A 15,784-nucleotide genomic window follows, 5' to 3' on the forward strand; every position below is an offset into this window, starting at 1 on the left:
TGGGGGCTCAGCGTCCTCGCAGCCGTCGCACGAGGACGCTCGCGTCCGCCCGGGCCTCCATGTCCGCCAGCACCACGGCGACGGCTTCGCGGACGATGCGCCCGCGGTCGACGGCGAGTCCGTGCTCGTTGCGGAGCAGTATGCGGGCGTGCTCCAGATCGATCAGTTCCTCGGCCGACACGTACACCGTGATCTTTTCGTCACGGGCTGCTCGGCCACGGGGGCCCTGGCCGTGCGACGTGCCGGCTTCGGGTGAGGGCGGCGGGTCGCCGGAGGGCCCGGGCGTTTGCACGGCAGTGGCGCGTACGTCCGTGGCGCCGGGTTTCAGCCGTCGTACGAGGATGCTCGCGTCCGCCCGGGCCTCCATGTCCGCCAGCACCACGGCGAGGGCTTCGCGGACGATGCGCCCGCGGTCGACGGCGAGTCCGTGCTCGCTGCGGAGCAGCATGCGGGCGTGCTCCAGGTCCATCAGTTCCTCGGCCGACACGTACACCGTGATCTTTTCGTCGTGGCGTACCCGACCGGTCGGCGCACGGTGGAGCGGCCGGGCACCTGACTCGGCCGGAGGGTTCTCGGCCGAGCCGCCCGCTTCACCCGCCCGCGCCGTCCCCGTACGCCGGACGGACAGACGGCCGGCGGTTGCGCGGGTCTCGGGATGGTTCTCGCCCAGCACCCGGCGTTGCTGGGCCAGAAGGCTTTCGTCCAGGGCGCGGGCCTCCTCTCGTCGCCCCGACTCCGCCAGCAGTTCGCTGAGGCGTGTCATCGAGGTGGTGAAGCCGGCCAGATGAGGGGAGGAGATCTCGGCGGGCAGGCTGCGGAAGAGGCCGGCAGACTCCGTCGCGGCGGTGAAAGCGTCCTCGGGACGTCCTGCTTCGGACAGCCGCAGGCTGAGGCCGGACAGGGCCGCGGCGCGGCCGGCCCGCGCCGTGCCCGTCGTGTGCCATGGCCCCTCGTAGGTGTCGACGGCGTCGCGCGCGGCGCGGAGCGCTTCCTCTGCGCGACCGGTTTCGGCCAGACGATCGGACTGGACGACGAGGGACCGGGCCAGCAGCGGCTGGTACGCGGCGCGGTCTTCCGAGGTCAGGCGCCGGTAGATCTCGATGCCTCGATCGGCGGTGGCCACCGCCTCGGTGCGATGACCTGCGTCCCACTGGAGCGCCGCGAGGTCGATGAGCCGACGTGCCCGGTGAGCCGTCACCGGCCGGTCGGCAGTGGCCGGATACTGCCCGATGCGTGCCGTGATCCGAGCGAAGTCCGTGTCGGAGTCCGGGCCGAGCACGACAGGATCGAGAGACCTGAGGAAGTCCGGGAGGTCTGCGTCGGTACTGCCGGGCATGAGCACAGGCACGATCCTCTGCCGGCCGTGGTCCGGGCTGTGGGTGAGTTCGTCGCGCAGCAGGCGGGCCTCGAAGGCCACGCCGGCCAGAGAGCCGGCTTCATGACTTTCGGAGTGGTCCCGGTACGCGGGGGAGCCGAACACCAGGATCACGTCCGCCGTGTCCCTCGCCTGGAGCATCGCGGTGCCCCATCCGGGAGAGATCCCACGCAGGCGGTGGTCGTCATACACGTCGAAACCCCTGGCCCTCAGCGACTGTCCCAGCTTGTCGACCCTCTGGACCCGTTCGGTGTCGAGGGTGTCCGCGCGTTCGAAGGCGTGGGAGACGAAGACCCGTTGCGCTCGGCGCTCGCCCGGGCCACTGCTCGCGCGGCTGTCACCGGTGACTCCTGCGGGCGCGGACGGAAGCAGGGCCAAGCGCGGGATGTCCCGCATGTACCTGCGGCAGACGTCGGTGAACCCTTGGTCGCGGCTCAGGGCACCGATCCCGGCGACAACGGGTCGAGGGCGTCCTGAGCCGTCCTCCCGCACGGCGATGACGTGGCCCATGAAGAAGTCGCCGAAGAACACGGGAGCGCCGGACACGAGCCGTGTCCACGATCGCGTGCCCGGGGACTGCGGCAGAGGCGGGACGGGCTCGAACTCGTACGTGGCGCTCGGGTGCGGGGCCGTGGTGTGCAGGATGCCGGTCCGATGGCCGCCGACGGGCGCGTGACGATCGCCGGAGCCGGTCGTGGTGGCGACATGGCACGGGCCGATCGGCTCGTCGCCGGCCGGTTCGGCCCACCGGGGGGTGGGGAAGGGACCGTCGGGGGAGGGGCCGTCCTCGATGAGCAGCAGGGCCGCGTCGTGGGTGGCGTCGTTCCACAGAACGCGGCAGTCGAGCGCGTCGGCCGCGCGAGCGGTGCCGCGTCTGATGAGGACCTTCGGATGCTCCGGTGGGCTGTGCTGATGCAGCATGTGCGCGGCGGTGAGGACCAGGCGCGGGCCGAGCAGGAGTCCGGTCCCCAGAACCTCGACCCGGCTTCCGCCTGCGACCGGCCCCCGGGTACCGATGATCGTCACGAGCCCCGCGTCCGGATTCCCGCCCGTCCCCTGCGGGGGCGCGGCCTCGGCCGGGGTGAACCGGACGACGTCCGCCCGGGCGATCAGGGCGCGACAGCTCTCGTGGAACCCGGGCGGCCCTCCTCGCGCCATGGCCAGGAAGCTGTCCCATGCCTCGGGGGTGAGCGTTCCGAGGATCAGGACGGGTGCCCGCTCGGTGTCCTCGATCAGCCCTCGTACCAAGAAGGCCATCTCTTCGACGAAGGAACCGGCAGCCGTCGTGTAGTGCTGGAGATCGTCGAGCAGGACGACCGTCCGGGGACCGACCTGAGGCGCTCCCTCCGCCAGAGGGAGTGAGGCATCGGGCCTCCACAGCCTCCAGCCGTCCGGCATGTCCTCAACGGCGCGTGCGACGGCGGACGACTTCCCCGACCCGGGATCTCCGATCAGCAGCACGAGGGCGCTGTGTCCGTTCGCGGCCCGAAGGGTCGCCTCCCGCAGCCGAGTTCGTACGTCGTCACGCTCACCGGGGCGCGGCAACTGCCCGCCGGACGGCTCGGGCGGCTCGGACCTCTCAGGGACGGAAAGGCCCACGGGGCCCGGTGCGTCTGCCTGTTCGGCGAAGGGCTGAGCGTGCGGGCTCATGGTGTGCCGGCTCCGCCGCTCCTTCGACCCGGTTCCTCGCGCGGCGAGGAAGTCACCGGCCGACCCTGACGTGCTCCGATCGGTGACGAAGGCTCCCAGCTCGCGGCGTACGAGCGCCTGCACCGCTGTGATGTCGTCCCGGCGCTGGGAGCCGAGCAGCGCCTCCCGTACGCCTGCGCGGAAGCGGAACGGCATCCGGTCCAGGTTCGCCCGGCCCTCACGGGCATCCTGTTCCCAGGACTCGAAGAGACCACCGAGTGCGACCTCCGCCAGATGTCCGGGTTCGGACTCCGGGAGCATGACCTGCCGTACGAGGTTCAGCACCGGCAGGGTCAGGGGCACGGCGGACAGATAGCCCGCCAGAGTCCGGGCCACCGTCGAGGCGTCGGCCTCGAAGCGCCGGAGGACCTCCTCGACAGTGGCGGGAGGCTGTGCGTTCGGCGCACTCCGCGGGGACGGCGGAGCCGGCCGGTTCGTGACGGTGAGACAGGGAAAGCGGGTCCAGCGTCCGTCGCCCGCCACGAATTCCGCCAGCGCGGAGATCGAGGCGGCGTCCCCTTTCACGACGGGGACCGCGATGCCGTCGCCCGGGACCGCGCGGTGACGTTCGCGGCGGCGTCCCCGGACGGGCTGCTCCAGACGCCAGGACGCGTTCGGCGCGGCCGGTCCGGGAGCCCTGACCAGATGCGGCCTCGGCCGTACGGCGCCGCGGTCCCACAGTCTGCGGGGCAGCACGTTGAGCAGTGCCACCGGGCCGTGCAGACACCACTGCCGCAGCATCTCCTGGATCCCTGAGGTGCTCCAGCCCTCCGCCACCGTGTCCGTGACGACCAGCACCAGCCGATGGCCGGAGGGGTCGGCGACCTCCTGAACGCTGCGGGGTCCGCCGCCCGTCCGCGCGACGGAGGGCGATTCGCCCGGCCCGGTCCCGTGCAGGTGCCAGGTCCGGACGTCGCGGAAGACGCCGGCCTGGGTGAAGGCCCGGCGCAGCTCGGTCATCAGGTCGTGCCAGAGCAGCATGGAGTGGTGGGCGTCCACGACCAGGGCGAGGTCCAGCCATCGGCCCCGCGGGGGGCGCATGACCGGCACCGGCAGACCCTGCTCGACGGTGCTGCGAACGGTGAGTTCCTCGTCGAGTTCACCGGCCAGGGCCCGGCCGGGCGGACCGGTCCGTCGGCCGAGGGGCCTCAGCGCCCGCATCACGGCCAGCGGATCGCGCAGCGACGCGGCACGCCGGACGCGCACGAGGTCGACGCCCCGCGCCCCGGCGGCCGGAGGTCCGGCCATGTCGGCGGCGCTGTAGAACCGTTCGAGGCGGGGGGAGCCGTCGGCGGCGGCCGGAGTGCCGGGATCGTGCGCCCGCGGCGGTGCGGCGGCAGCGGTGTCGAGCCGCACGTCGTCGGGGCGGCCGGCCGGGCGCATGCCGCCGCCGTCGATGCGGGCGGCCAGCCACAGGATCTCCGCCAGTTCATCGGGTCCGGCGTCGACGCCGGCCTTCCGGAGAGCCTGTGAGAGATCCTCGATCACGCGGACGGGCCGGTCAGCCGTTGCAGGACGGTGTCGAGGAACTTGGCGCGCTCCCCCTCGCCCGACCAGGCTCCGCTGAGCCGCAGTTGTACGGCGTTCAGGAGCTGGTCGGTGGCGAGGTCGCCTTCCACCCGGCGGACGAGGAAGTCCTCGATGAGGTCACGGTACGGGGTGTCGTCGGTGTTCTCGTCGAGAGCGAGCCGTTGCCGGACGATCTGGGTGAGTTTCTCCTGGCCCGGCGGCTCCAGGTGCAGTCGGATGCAGCGGCGCAGGAAGGGTGGCGGGAAGTCGCGTTCCCCGTTGCTGGTGAGGACGACGACAGGGAAGGCGAGGCACTGGACGCGGCCGCGTTCGATCTGGACCTGAGGTTCGGGGTCGTCGTGCGTACCGATTCTCACCCTGGGGTTCCGGGCGGCGATCCGCGCCAGCTCGGCGATCTCGAAGGAGCCTTCCTCGAAGACGGTGAGCAGATCGCCGGGCAGGTCGATGTCGCTCTTGTCGATCTCGTCGACCAGCAGGACGCGGGGTCTGGCCTGGGGCAGCAGCGCGGTGCCCAGAGGGCCGAGTCGGAGGTACGGGGCGATCGAGCCGCTCCGGGGGCGGGGCGCGGGGGCGGCCGCCGGCGGCGGGTGGTACGTCGACTGCCGGACCGGCACGCTCGGCGGTGGGGACTGCGGTGCGGTGGCGGCGTCGAGATGACGCAGATTGGCGTCGTGGAGCCGTCCGATGGCGTCGTACTGGTAGAGGCCGTCCCGCAGTGTGCTGCGGCTGGTGACCGGCCAGTGCAGCACCGGACCGAGCTGCAGGTCGGCGGCGATGCTGTGGGCGAGCGTCGATTTGCCCACCCCGGGCTTGCCCGTGACGAGCAGCGGACGGCGCAGGTACAGAGCCGTGTTGACGATGTCCTTCTCGGCCTCGTCGGGAACGTAGCCGGCGCCGCGGCGGTGGGTCTCCTCCCAGGCGGCTCCCGTGATGCCCGGTGCGGCGTACCGGGGATCCGGCTCGCCCTTGAAAGCCCGCCACGGGGGGCTGTGCGCGGCAAGGCGGTCCAGCTTCTCCGCCACGGTGCCCGTGCCACGGTAGATCCACCAGTCCTTGTCCGCTCCCGCCGTGCTCACCGATGCGCGATTCATGAAGAGAGGGTCCGCCTTCCGGGAATGCGCCCCGGATCGTCCCACATGAGGGCGAGAGGGCGACGGGCGATACGTGCCTGCCGCAGCCGGGCGGGCAGGGACAGCACGTCCAGCACGGCCGGATCCACCGCCAGTGCGGTACGGATCGGTTCGGCGGTTTCTTCCGGGCGGGCGCCGGGGCGGCGCCAGATGGCTATGGGCACTCCGCCGTCGAGCACGGCGTCCAGCGTGTCCATGAGCAGGGCGTCGGTGACTTCGGCGAAGACGCACACGGGCGGCTCCGCCTGCTGCAGCGAGGCGCCGAGACCGGCCGACACATCGCTGTCGCAGACGTCGCGCACCGCCTGGGGATGCCGGCTTCCCTGGGTCTTGAACCAGGCCCACTTGCGGTGCCAGGGAGCCTCGGCGAGACCCTGCCGTTCGTCGGGGCAGCGCAGCAGCACATCGAAGTAGCAGCCGAGTTCCTTCGTCTGCCGGCTGCGCCAGCGGACGGGCCAGGACTCGAACGGCTCGTCCAGAAGGTCGTACGGCACGTGGAACTCGATGCGCGTCGGGGCGCAGGAGGGCCGGGCCGCGAGCTGTCGGTCCAGCTCGGCACGGACGTCGTCCAGGCCCAGCGGCCGATCGGACTCCCATACGTTCTCGAAGCGGCGCTGGTAGCGCCACATCCGAGTCCAGTACAGGCCGTTGTCGTCCGGCGTGAGACGGATGTGGAGGGAGACGTCCTCGACCGGGAGCTCCGGCGGGACCGGGACGGGGCTCGCGCCGAGTCGGGCGCGGGTGCGGTCCACCCAGGCGTCGGCCTCGCGGCCCCAGTCCGCGTCCTTCTCGGGGACCCGGGCGGCCAGATGGCGTACGAACGGCAGGACGAGCGGGAGTCCGTGGTGTCTGCCCTGGCGGCTGTCGAGGTCCCGGACGATGTCCAGGAGATGGGCCGAGGGCAGCGCATCGGACGGCGGTACGGCGCAGCCGGTGACCTCGAACGCCCAGCGGTAGGCGTCGTAGGAGTACGGGGGCAGCCGGCGGTTGCTCAGGAGCTGCCCGAGTTCGGTCCAGGCGAGCTGGTCGAGAACGGCCGACCGGGCGCGTCCGGGAGCAGGTTCGGCGGAGTCGTCGGTCCAGCTGTCGCCGAAGAGGGCCGACCCGTCCCAGGCTTCGCTGAGCACGAACTGCGGCTGCTGCCATGCCTCGCCGTTCGCCTGCATGATTCTGAAGTCCGTGAGGACGTCGCGGGCGATGCCCGCCAGCCCCCGCACACCGTCGTCGACCGACTTGCCCTCGAGGTGTCTGAGCAGCGTGTCCGTGAACTGCCCCGCCTCCCGTTCCGCCTCGTTCCTGGCCGCCTCACCGGGGCGTGCGGCGTAGAGGACGAACTGGCGGCGCTCGGGAACGACTTCACCCGCCTCGGGCTCGAAGGTGCCGAACCGCAGCCCCTTCGCTCGCCTCGTCTCGATGCGGCAGGTGTCGCACACGGCGACGACGCGGCGGAAGCGGCCCGCCGTGACATTGCTCGATCGCCACCACTGCAGAGCCGACTGCAGGTTGAGATGACGCGTGTACATGGGCGTGGCGTCCGTGCACGGCAGGAGCTGCTGCAACCGGGCATCGAGATAACCGTGTCCCGCCCAGTAGATCCACAGCAGGTCGCCGTCGCGTTGCGGGAGTTCCTCGAACAGGGCTCGATGAACGTTCTCCGAGGTGGCCGGCAGGGACGGCCGGACCCGGCCCTGCTCCAGCGGGGACAGCAGCAGATGCACATTGGCCTGTGGAACACCGGCGTCGCCGGTGAGCCAGTCGGCGAAGCGAACGGCGTCGCGTGCCGGGCCCGGAAGGGACCAGCCGGGGCCCACCTGGTAGGACTCGACGCCCACGACCAGCGCGAACACTCTCCGGGGATCGAGGACGGGCATCATCGCAGCGCCTCACCGATCCGGTCGTACACCGAGGCGATCTTCCAGTACGCGCTGTGCGAGACGGGGAAGGGCTGGCGGCTGCGCACTTCGTGATCGGTCACCCGGGGGTCGCCGTGGAAGACGGGCTCGGCCAGGTACGCAAGCAGATCCCGGCGGTCGTAGACGTTCAACCAGGCCGGGAAGCCGGGCGGCAGGGAGGCGTCGGGCGGCAGGCCGGGGAGGGCGCCGAGTTCGTGGAGGAAAGGAGCCTGGGAGCCGACGGTGACCAGCAGCCTTACCGGTAACGGCTGTCGGCGGACGGCAGCCATGGCGAGAGTGTCCACGAGGGCGATGCCGCCGAGGCTGTGACCGATCACGACGGGCGGCTCCTGGCCCAGGCGGATGGTCTGCGCCAGATGGTCGCGGAGCGGGCCGCCGTGCGCCTGGTAGCGCAGGATGTCACCGATCACGGCCGCCCCGTCCGCGGTGAACCGGCCCCGCTTGCGGTCCAGCACGGACTGAGGAGTCCAGCGCAGCCCCAACTGGAGCAGCACGCCTGCCGCACGCAGTGCGGGGCCGCGCGCCGTACCGCCGATGCGGCTGCTCAGGAGGTCGACCATCCGGTCCCGCTCGGCGCCGGTGCACACCACCGTGTCCCCGGCAGCGGCCAGCAGGAGGGCGACGGCGGCCCGGCTCGCGGCCGTGCCGAGTTCGCCCGCGGCAGGCTGGTCCCGGGCGGCCGCGCATGCCTCGCGCAACTCGTCGGAGTCGGTGAGCGCGGTCAGCGCGTCGTCGTAGCCGTCGACGAGACCCGTGTCCTCGAGCAGCCGGACCAGTTCGTCGTCGGAGGCGCTGGGGGAGCCGGGGGAGCCGGAGGCGCTGGGGGAGTCGGAGGAACCGGAGAAGCCGGAGGAGTCGGAGGAGCCGGAGGAACCGGAGGAGCCGGAGGAGCCGGAGGAGTCGGAGGCGCTGGGGGAGCCGGGAGAACCGGGGGAGCCGGGGGAGCCGGGGGAGCCGGAGGAGAGGTACCGGGGAAGCTTTCGGAGACGGTCGGCGACCCGGTCGCCGGGCGACTGCACGCCTGGCATCCCGAGGCCGTCGTCCTCGGTGCCCAGGGCGGCGAGGACCCGCAGTTCGCAGAACGGGTCGGTGAGAAGCAGCAGCCACTCGGCGGCATCCGCCTCCTCGGGGTCGACGCCGCCACGCACGGTCGCCGTTCCCGGGACGGAGGCCCCGCCCGCGCCGAGTGTCGCTCCGAAGGCGTCGCCCCAGTAACACGGTTCGACGTCCGCATCCGGGAAACGTTCGGACAGCCCGTGGCGGACCCACCGGAACAGCTCGTCGAAGCGCTCCTGCCGCACTCCGGTCCCATGGACGAAGACGAACCGCATATGGATCCCCCAGCTGGCCGTTCGGCTGTAGGGAGGATAGGTGCAGAGACGTCCCCGAGGTGCCGGTTCGCCCAAGTCCGGCTCGCTTCCGCGGGGGTGCCTGTCCTGCAGGGCTGCCGGCGGCTTCTTCAGGGGCTATTCGGGGCGGTCGAAGACTTTCGCCTTGTGTGCTCGCCAGCGTTCCGTCATGGCCGCCAGTTCGCCCTCGATGAACTCGAAGAAGGCGAGGGTCTCCGCCAGCCGGCGGCCGGCCGGGGTGTCGGGGCCGAGGGACTCGGTGCCGTCGCGGAGGGCGTCCTCCCAGCGTCTGAGGACGGCCTCCCGGTTGGTGAGGGCCTCGTACCACTGGTCGGCGTGCACCCGGTAGCGCTCGCGCCGTGAACCCGGCTCGCGCTCGCGGGAGACCATGTGGACCTGGGAGAGGTAGCGCACCGCACCGGACACGGCGGCGGGACTGATCTTCAGCTGTTCGCCCAGTTCGGCGGAGGTCAGCACGCCCTGGTCGGAGGCGAGCAGCGCGCCGAACACCCGGGCGGGCATCCGGGCCATGCCTGCCTCGACCAGCTGCGCCGCGAAGGACTCGACGAATCTCGACACCGCTTCCGGGTCCCTGGGCTCGCTCATGCCGCCATCCTATGCAGACTTCATGAGATTCTTTAACTTCACAAATTTCTGAAAGAAGCGTACGTTCGGCGCCATGACGAAGGCAATCACCGTCTCCGGACTGCACAAGTCCTTCGGCGGCACCCACGCGCTCGACGGCCTGGACCTGGAGGTGGAGGCCGGTGAGGTGCACGGCTTCCTCGGGCCGAACGGTGCCGGGAAGTCCACCGCCGTCCGCGTGCTGCTCGGGCTGCTGCGGGCCGACTCCGGAGCGGCCCAGGTGCTGGGCCGGGACCCGTGGGCCGACGCCGTCGCACTCCACCGGCACCTCGCCTACGTCCCCGGCGACGTCACCCTGTGGCGCAACCTCTCCGGCGGCGAGGTCATCGACCTGTTCGGCCGGCTGCGCGGCGGGCTCGACCCCCGGAGACGGGCCGAGCTGATCGAGCGGTTCGAGCTCGACCCGGCCAAGAAGGGCCGCACCTACTCCAAGGGCAACCGGCAGAAGGTCGCCCTGGTCGCCGCCTTCGCCTCCGACGCCGACCTGCTCGTCCTGGACGAGCCGACCTCCGGCCTGGACCCGCTGATGGAGGAGGTCTTCCGGCACTGTGTGACCGAAGCCCGCGAACGCGGCCGTACGGTCCTGCTCTCGTCCCACATCCTCAGCGAGGTGGAGGAGCTGTGCGACCGGGTCAGCATCATCCGCAAGGGCCGGACCGTCGAGACCGGCTCGCTGGCACAGCTGCGGCATCTGACCCGCACCAGCGTCACCGCCGAGCTGGCGGGACCGCCCGACGGGCTCGCGCGGCTGCCCGGTGTGCACGGCCTCGACGTCCGGGGGCACCGGGTCCGGCTCCAGGTCGACACCGACAAGCTGGACGCCGTACTGCGCTCGCTCGGTGCATCAGGGGTGCGCTCGCTGACGTCGACACCACCGACGCTGGAGGAGCTGTTCCTGCGGCACTACCAGGACGACCCGAGCGGAGCCGCGCGATGACCGTCCTCACTCTCCCTTCGCGGGCCGGCGGTTCGCGTCCGTCGGCCGGGACCGGCACCCTGCTGCGTCTGGCGCTCCGCCGCGACCGGGCGACGGTCCCGGTCTGGATCGGCGTGAACGCCCTGATGGTGCTGTCCATGCCGAACACGCTCAAGGGCCTCTACGGCACGGCCGCCGAACGCGCCGGGCTCATGCGCCAGATGGACACCAACGCCGCCCTGCGCGCGATGACCGGGCCCGTCCTCGGCGACTCCTACGGCGCCCTGACCGCCTGGCGTGCGGGCCTGTACGCCGGGCTGCTGGCCGCTGTGATGAGCCTGCTGATCGTCGTACGGCACACCCGGGACGAGGAGGAGAGCGGCCGCCAGGAACTGATCTCGTCCGCGCCGGTCGGCCGGCGCGCACCCCTGACGGCCGCGCTGCTGACGGCGGCCGCGGCGAACGCCCTGCTCGGGCTGCTGGTCGCGGTGGGGCTCTCGGCGCAGGGCGCCACCGGGGCACTGGCGTTCGGGCTCGGTGTCGCCGGGCTCGGGACGGTCTTCGCGACGACGGCCGCGATCCTCGCCCAGGTCACCGAGAGCGCACGGCTCGCGCGCGGGCTCACCTCGGCGGTACTGGGAGCCGCGTTCGTGCTGCGCGCGGCGGGCGACTCGGCGACCGCCGACGGCTCGTCGGTGCTCACCTGGCTCTCCCCTCTCGGCTGGCTGGAGAACCTGCGGCCGTACGCCGGGGAACGGTGGTGGGTGCTGCTGCTGTTCGCCGGAGCGGTCCTGCTCCAGAGCCTGGCCGCCTACGGGCTCGCCGGGCGCCGCGACATCGGCATGAGCTTCCTGCCCACCCGGCCGGGCCCGGCCACCGGCCGCCTCGGCACCGCGGGCGCGCTCGCCCTGCGGCTCCAGCGGGGCGCCCTGGCGGGCTGGAGCGCCGCCTTCCTGGTCGCCGGGACCGTCTACGGCGCGATGGCGGACGGCGCGGCGGACCTGGTCGGCGGCAACGACCGAGCGCGCGAGATCTTCGAGCGCATGGGCGGCCGGGCGGGCCTGACGGACACGTTCCTGGCGGCGACGGCCGGCTTCTTCGGCCTGGTCGCCTCGCTGTACGTCGTCGCCTCCGTGCTGCGCCTGCACGGCGAGGAGACCTCCGGCCGGGCGGAACCGGTCCTGGCCGCCTCCGTCGGCCGGATCCGCTGGGCGGCCGGACACCTGCTGATCGCCTTCGGCGGCAGCGCGGTCGTCCTGCCGGCGGCCGGCACGGGCCTCGCCCTGGGGCACGGCCGGGAAGCGGCGGGTGTGATCGGCGCCTGCCTGGTCCAGCTCCCCGCGGTCTGGCTCGTCGGCGGCCTCGCCGTCCTGCTGTACGGCCTCACGCCCCGCGCGGCGACGGCCGCGTGGGCCGTGGCTGGGGCGGTCCTGCTGCTCGGCTGGATCGGCCCGGCCCTCGACGTGCCTCAGCCGGTCATGGATCTCTCCCCCTTCGGGCATCTGCCGAAGCTGCCGGGCGGCTCGATGGAGTGGGGGCCGGTCGCCGCGCTGACCGCGATCACCGCCGCGCTGGTGGCCACGGGGCTGGCCGGCCTGCGACGACGGGACCTGATGAGCGGCTGACCTCGCCGACCGGCCTCCGAGGCCGGTTCCTCCGGCTCCGGACCACGAAGCCGGAGCGCTGCCAGGCGAAGGGTGCGACGCCTCGGCCGTCGTCGGCCGCTCCGGTCCGGTCGCGGCCGGCAGCTGTCGGCCGCGACCGGGCGGGACGGAATGCGCCGTCCCTTCGCAGGCGCTTCGGCCGGCGGGGCCTGTCACCCGGTCCGGCCGTCCACCGCGGAACGATCAGGGGCGCACGAAGCAGTTCATGATCTTTGTGACACCCGCAAGGGCGGCCCCGACACCCGTGACCCCCTTGGCCTCCTGGGCCTTCACCCAGGAAGCCTGCACCTCGCGGTACTCGGTGACGGTTCGCCAGCGCTCCAGCTCGTCGGGGCCGAGGACGTGCACGTTCGCGCCGGACCGCCGCAGTTCCTCGACCTGGGTGTCGAAGCTGCTCTCCATCACCGCACCCAGGGCCCGGTAGGAGGTTTCGACGGCCCGCCTGATGGCCTGCCTGTCGTTCTGCGGGAGCCCGTTCCAGACGTCCTTGTTCATCGCGACGGGGTAGACGTGTCCCAGCCACAGCTCCTTCGCGATCAGGACGTCGGGGGCGGCGTCCTGGACGTTCAGCAGGTACCCGTCGTCGACGTTCACCATGACGCCGTCCAGCGTCCCCGCCGCCAGGGCGTCGAGGACCGGCTGCCCCCAGGGAACGGACGCGGGGGTGGCGCCGGCATTGACCAGGAAGTCCCTGTGCCAGAAGCTGGAGGACCGCCATGTGCCGCCCCGCAGGCCGTCCAGGCCGGGCAGGGGCGGGGCGCTGAAGAACGCGGCAGGGTACCCGGTCCCGAAGTACACATGGACGGCGTTGTTCTTCTCCGGTTCCGCCGGAAAAGCCGGTACCTCGGCGTGGACGCGGCGGAAGAACTCGATCTGGCTGCGTCCGGTCGGGCCCAGGGGGAAGCTCTTGAAGATCTGGTGCAGCGGCAGTCGGTCGGCCGTGTATTCCGGCACGACGGTGGCCATGTCCGTGCCCCCGGGTTCACCGACCGCACGCAGGGCGTCGAAGGAGCCGGCGATCTCGCCGTCCCAATGCGCCTCGATCTTCAGGCGGCCGTTCGATTCTCGCTCGATCGCCGGGAAGACGACGTCCTTGAGGAATCGGGTTCGCGTCTCACCCGGCGGTCTGTGGTCGGAGTACGTGAGGATCCTGGGCGTGGTCTGCCCGCGTGTGGGACTGCGTTCGGCAGTGCGAGGGCGGAAGCGGCCCCGGCCGCCGACGCCAGGAAAAGTCTCCGGCCGAGGCCGTCGCCGACGAATCTTCTGCTGTCTTCGTTCATGGACGTCTTCTCCGCTCGCCGTTGAGGGTCGCCTGTTATAACGGTCGGCATACCGAGACTGCCCCCTGTTATGACAGGCACGACCGGGACCATACCCGCGTGCTCTTCGGGGAGTCAGTGCCCGAACCGGAGTGTGATCTTCCTTGCGTCCGGGTGTCCGGGGTTGCGCCGGCCGCTCGGACTCTGCGTCGGCCGCGGCTCCTCCCGCCCGGCCGGTCGTCACCCAATCGCGCCGGGATCCCGGTCGGGCGGAGACGGCTCGGCGAACTTTCCCGCAATGGAGTTCCGCGGTGTCGCAGGTCCGGCCGAGATGATGCGGGCGCCCGAGGGCCTGCCGGTCGTCAAGGTGCTGTTCTCACGGCTGGAGTCGGGGCGCGGCGCACCGGCAATACGCTCCCGGGCCCCTTTCCGAACGCTTTCCGAACAGGGCCGACAGGCGCGAGGCGGCGGCCGGGTCCCGGGTGCGGCGGTTCTTCCGTGGCTGCTATGCGAGCCAGAGCGAGCCGCGCCGATGACGAGCCGGAGAAATGTCCACCGCGTCCGCGGCATCGCGTGCGAGTTCGTCGGCGGAGGAACGCACGAGCCCCAGGAGGGTTCCTGCCCGAGCCCGCAGCCGCTGCCGCGCCCGGCGTTCCTCCACCGCGGACCACCGGGCGACGGAGCGGTCCCGCTGGTATCGGGCGAACGAGCGGACATGCACCGCACGGCGGACCGTACGCGGCCGGGGCCTTCTGGACTCCCGTGCCGCATCGGCGAAGCTGCGTGCGCTGTACCTGAGGTCGTGGAGAACCACGGAACGCCAGGGGCTTCCTGACGCGTGGTCGTACACACTCCGGCTGCGCGAAGAACGAAGATGGTGGGCGGTGCGTGTCATGGGCCTCCGTTCGCGGCAACCGCCAGGCAGCTCCTGGCGCGCCGCCTGAAGCCCGTCGCCCCTGGAGCCGACTCACCGGCAGGCGGCCGGTTCATGCCTGGAACTCGGTGAGGTCGATGGCGTGAACGTGCAACGGGTAGCCGTACACCGGGTGCGTCGTCTCCCGCTCGGGCGTCATGCCGAGCTTGCGGATGACGTTCTCGGAGGCGTTGTCCCCCATCCGGTTGATGCTGATGACGCGGTCCAGGCCGCGGTCCTGGAGAGCGAACTCCAGTGTGGCGTGGGCGGCTTCGGAGGCGTATCCCTGGCCCCAGAACTGTGAGCCGATCCGCCAGCTGACCGCCACGGCGGGCATCACCTCCGGGAGGAACTCGGGCAGGGACAGTCCCGCGAAGCCGATCAGTTCACCCGAGGCCAGCAGCTCGACGGCGAAGAGTCCGAAGCCCTCCTCGTCCCACTCCTCCTCCCACCGCTCGATGTCCTCGGCCGTGCGGTCCAGGTCGTGCGCCGAGCCGTCGTCGATCCAGCGCATGACCCGTGGGTCCGTGTTGATGTCCGCCATCGGCGCGAGGTCGTCGTCGTGCCAGGCACGCAGGAGGAGGCGGGGGGTGCGGATCTCGGTCATACGCCCATCCTGCCGAAGACAGGGGCACCATCCATAATCCGGCGCCCGCACCCGCCCCGGCCCCGGTCAGCGCTGCGGGATGGCCGCCTCGGCCGCGGCCTTGATCCGGCGGCCGAACGCGTCGGCGTCCTTGCGGGCCGCGGCCAGGGCCAGGCCCACGAGGAGCTTGCCCAGGCCGTGGCCCTCCAGGACGTTGAAGATCCGGACACGGGTGCCCCCGCCCGGGAGCGAGGAGAGTTCGTAGCCGCCTTCGCGTGCCGTCACGATGTTCTTGGAGACCTCGGCCCACCGGATCGTCGAAGGGGCGTCGAGAGCGGTGATCCGGAACTCCCGGCCGGTCTTCATCCCGGCGTCCTTGACGGTGCTCCGGAAGACGGTGCCCACGGCGGTCGGGGCGTCGGGGACCCGCTCGATCCTGAGGACCCGGGGGCTGAACTGCGGATCGTTGCGTCCGTCGGCGAGGTAGGCGAAGACCTCCTCGACGGGCCGGTCGACCTCGACGATCGCTTCGAACTGTCCTGACATGGGCACTCCTGATCGGTCGGGTGATCGGCCGAGCCGCCGTCCGCGTTCTCGCCCGCGCCCGCGCGAGGAACGCGCCGTGCCGCCCGTCCTGCCGTAGCGGCATGGTGACCTTACGCGACCGCCGGGGGTTTCGCGCGGCAGGCGGCGAAAGGAGTCCGCCCTCGGCCGGGGCCCGGGTGCCGCCGCGTCCCGGTGGAACTGCGTGCGCCGGTGGAGGCCGGACGCGGATCACGGCACGCGGGAGTGCGGCCCGGCGGTGATGCGGCCCT

The 15,784-nt window shown here is 72.0% G+C and carries 10 protein-coding genes; 2 read left to right on the forward strand and 8 right to left on the reverse strand.

Translation table 11 applies throughout. The features are described 5' to 3' along the window. Positions 1-7: 7 nt before the first annotated feature. The 5 genes from ACIQGV_RS10035 to ACIQGV_RS10055 form a co-directional block, all read right to left on the reverse strand. A complete protein-coding gene (locus ACIQGV_RS10035; protein WP_402492859.1) occupies positions 8-4,552 on the reverse strand; it encodes an SAV_2336 N-terminal domain-related protein in 4,545 nt (1,514 codons plus the stop codon). Next, positions 4,549-5,685 (reverse strand): AAA family ATPase, encoded by a 1,137-nt coding sequence (locus ACIQGV_RS10040; RefSeq protein WP_402492861.1) that lies wholly within the window; start codon positions 5,683-5,685, stop codon positions 4,549-4,551. The genes ACIQGV_RS10035 and ACIQGV_RS10040 overlap by 4 nt, the downstream gene beginning before the upstream one ends. Then, a complete protein-coding gene (locus tag ACIQGV_RS10045) occupies positions 5,682-7,598 on the reverse strand; it encodes a hypothetical protein (protein ID WP_402492863.1) in 1,917 nt (638 codons plus the stop codon). The genes ACIQGV_RS10040 and ACIQGV_RS10045 overlap by 4 nt, the downstream gene beginning before the upstream one ends. Beyond that, positions 7,595-8,968, reverse strand: a complete 1,374-nt coding sequence (locus ACIQGV_RS10050) for an alpha/beta fold hydrolase (protein WP_402492865.1) — start codon at positions 8,966-8,968, stop codon at positions 7,595-7,597. Before ACIQGV_RS10050 ends, ACIQGV_RS10045 begins: the two co-directional genes overlap by 4 nt. A gap of 135 nt (positions 8,969-9,103) precedes the next feature. Next, positions 9,104-9,592, reverse strand: a complete 489-nt coding sequence (locus ACIQGV_RS10055) for a GbsR/MarR family transcriptional regulator (protein ID WP_402492866.1) — start codon at positions 9,590-9,592, stop codon at positions 9,104-9,106. Between the two features lie 73 nt (positions 9,593-9,665). Here ACIQGV_RS10055 and ACIQGV_RS10060 point away from each other — a divergent pair, with 73 nt between their 5' ends. Both ACIQGV_RS10060 and ACIQGV_RS10065 read left to right on the forward strand, forming a co-directional pair. Further along, entirely contained in the window at positions 9,666-10,568 is a 903-nt protein-coding gene (locus ACIQGV_RS10060) for an ATP-binding cassette domain-containing protein (protein WP_402492868.1), read from the forward strand. After that, entirely contained in the window at positions 10,565-12,172 is a 1,608-nt protein-coding gene (locus ACIQGV_RS10065) for an ABC transporter permease (protein WP_402492870.1), read from the forward strand. The genes ACIQGV_RS10060 and ACIQGV_RS10065 overlap by 4 nt, the downstream gene beginning before the upstream one ends. Before the next feature lie 222 nt (positions 12,173-12,394). On the opposite strand, the gene ACIQGV_RS10070 is transcribed toward ACIQGV_RS10065, so the two are convergent. From ACIQGV_RS10070 to ACIQGV_RS10080, 3 genes are all read right to left on the reverse strand, one after another. Further along, positions 12,395-13,714 carry a hypothetical protein gene (locus ACIQGV_RS10070; protein WP_402492872.1) on the reverse strand — a complete coding sequence of 440 codons (1,320 nt, stop codon included), beginning with the start codon at positions 13,712-13,714 and terminating at the stop codon, positions 12,395-12,397. A gap of 742 nt (positions 13,715-14,456) precedes the next feature. After that, positions 14,457-14,990, reverse strand: a complete 534-nt coding sequence (locus ACIQGV_RS10075; RefSeq protein WP_402492874.1) for a GNAT family N-acetyltransferase — start codon at positions 14,988-14,990, stop codon at positions 14,457-14,459. Positions 14,991-15,056: 66 nt separating this feature from the next. Beyond that, the gene (locus ACIQGV_RS10080) at positions 15,057-15,515 is read right to left on the reverse strand and encodes an SRPBCC family protein (RefSeq protein WP_402492876.1); all 459 of its coding nucleotides are present in this window, start codon (positions 15,513-15,515) and stop codon (positions 15,057-15,059) included. Positions 15,516-15,784 lie beyond the last annotated feature (269 nt).

Origin of the sequence: Streptomyces sp. NPDC093094, from assembly GCF_044754345.1 — a bacterium.
Lineage (GTDB): Bacteria > Actinomycetota > Actinomycetes > Streptomycetales > Streptomycetaceae > Streptomyces.

What these genes read in the sequence shown, in the direction of transcription:
- ACIQGV_RS10045 (WP_402492863.1), bottom strand. Translation starts at nt 7,598, where the DNA reads ATGATGCCCGTCCTCGATCCCCGGAGAGTGTTCGCGCTGGTCGTGGGC.
- ACIQGV_RS10055 (WP_402492866.1), bottom strand. Translation starts at nt 9,592, where the DNA reads ATGAGCGAGCCCAGGGACCCGGAAGCGGTGTCGAGATTCGTCGAGTCC.
- ACIQGV_RS10050 (WP_402492865.1), bottom strand. Translation starts at nt 8,968, where the DNA reads ATGCGGTTCGTCTTCGTCCATGGGACCGGAGTGCGGCAGGAGCGCTTC.
- ACIQGV_RS10040 (WP_402492861.1), bottom strand. Translation starts at nt 5,685, where the DNA reads ATGAATCGCGCATCGGTGAGCACGGCGGGAGCGGACAAGGACTGGTGG.
- ACIQGV_RS10060 (WP_402492868.1), top strand. Translation starts at nt 9,666, where the DNA reads ATGACGAAGGCAATCACCGTCTCCGGACTGCACAAGTCCTTCGGCGGC.
- ACIQGV_RS10080 (WP_402492876.1), bottom strand. Translation starts at nt 15,515, where the DNA reads ATGTCAGGACAGTTCGAAGCGATCGTCGAGGTCGACCGGCCCGTCGAG.
- ACIQGV_RS10065 (WP_402492870.1), top strand. Translation starts at nt 10,565, where the DNA reads ATGACCGTCCTCACTCTCCCTTCGCGGGCCGGCGGTTCGCGTCCGTCG.
- ACIQGV_RS10075 (WP_402492874.1), bottom strand. Translation starts at nt 14,990, where the DNA reads ATGACCGAGATCCGCACCCCCCGCCTCCTCCTGCGTGCCTGGCACGAC.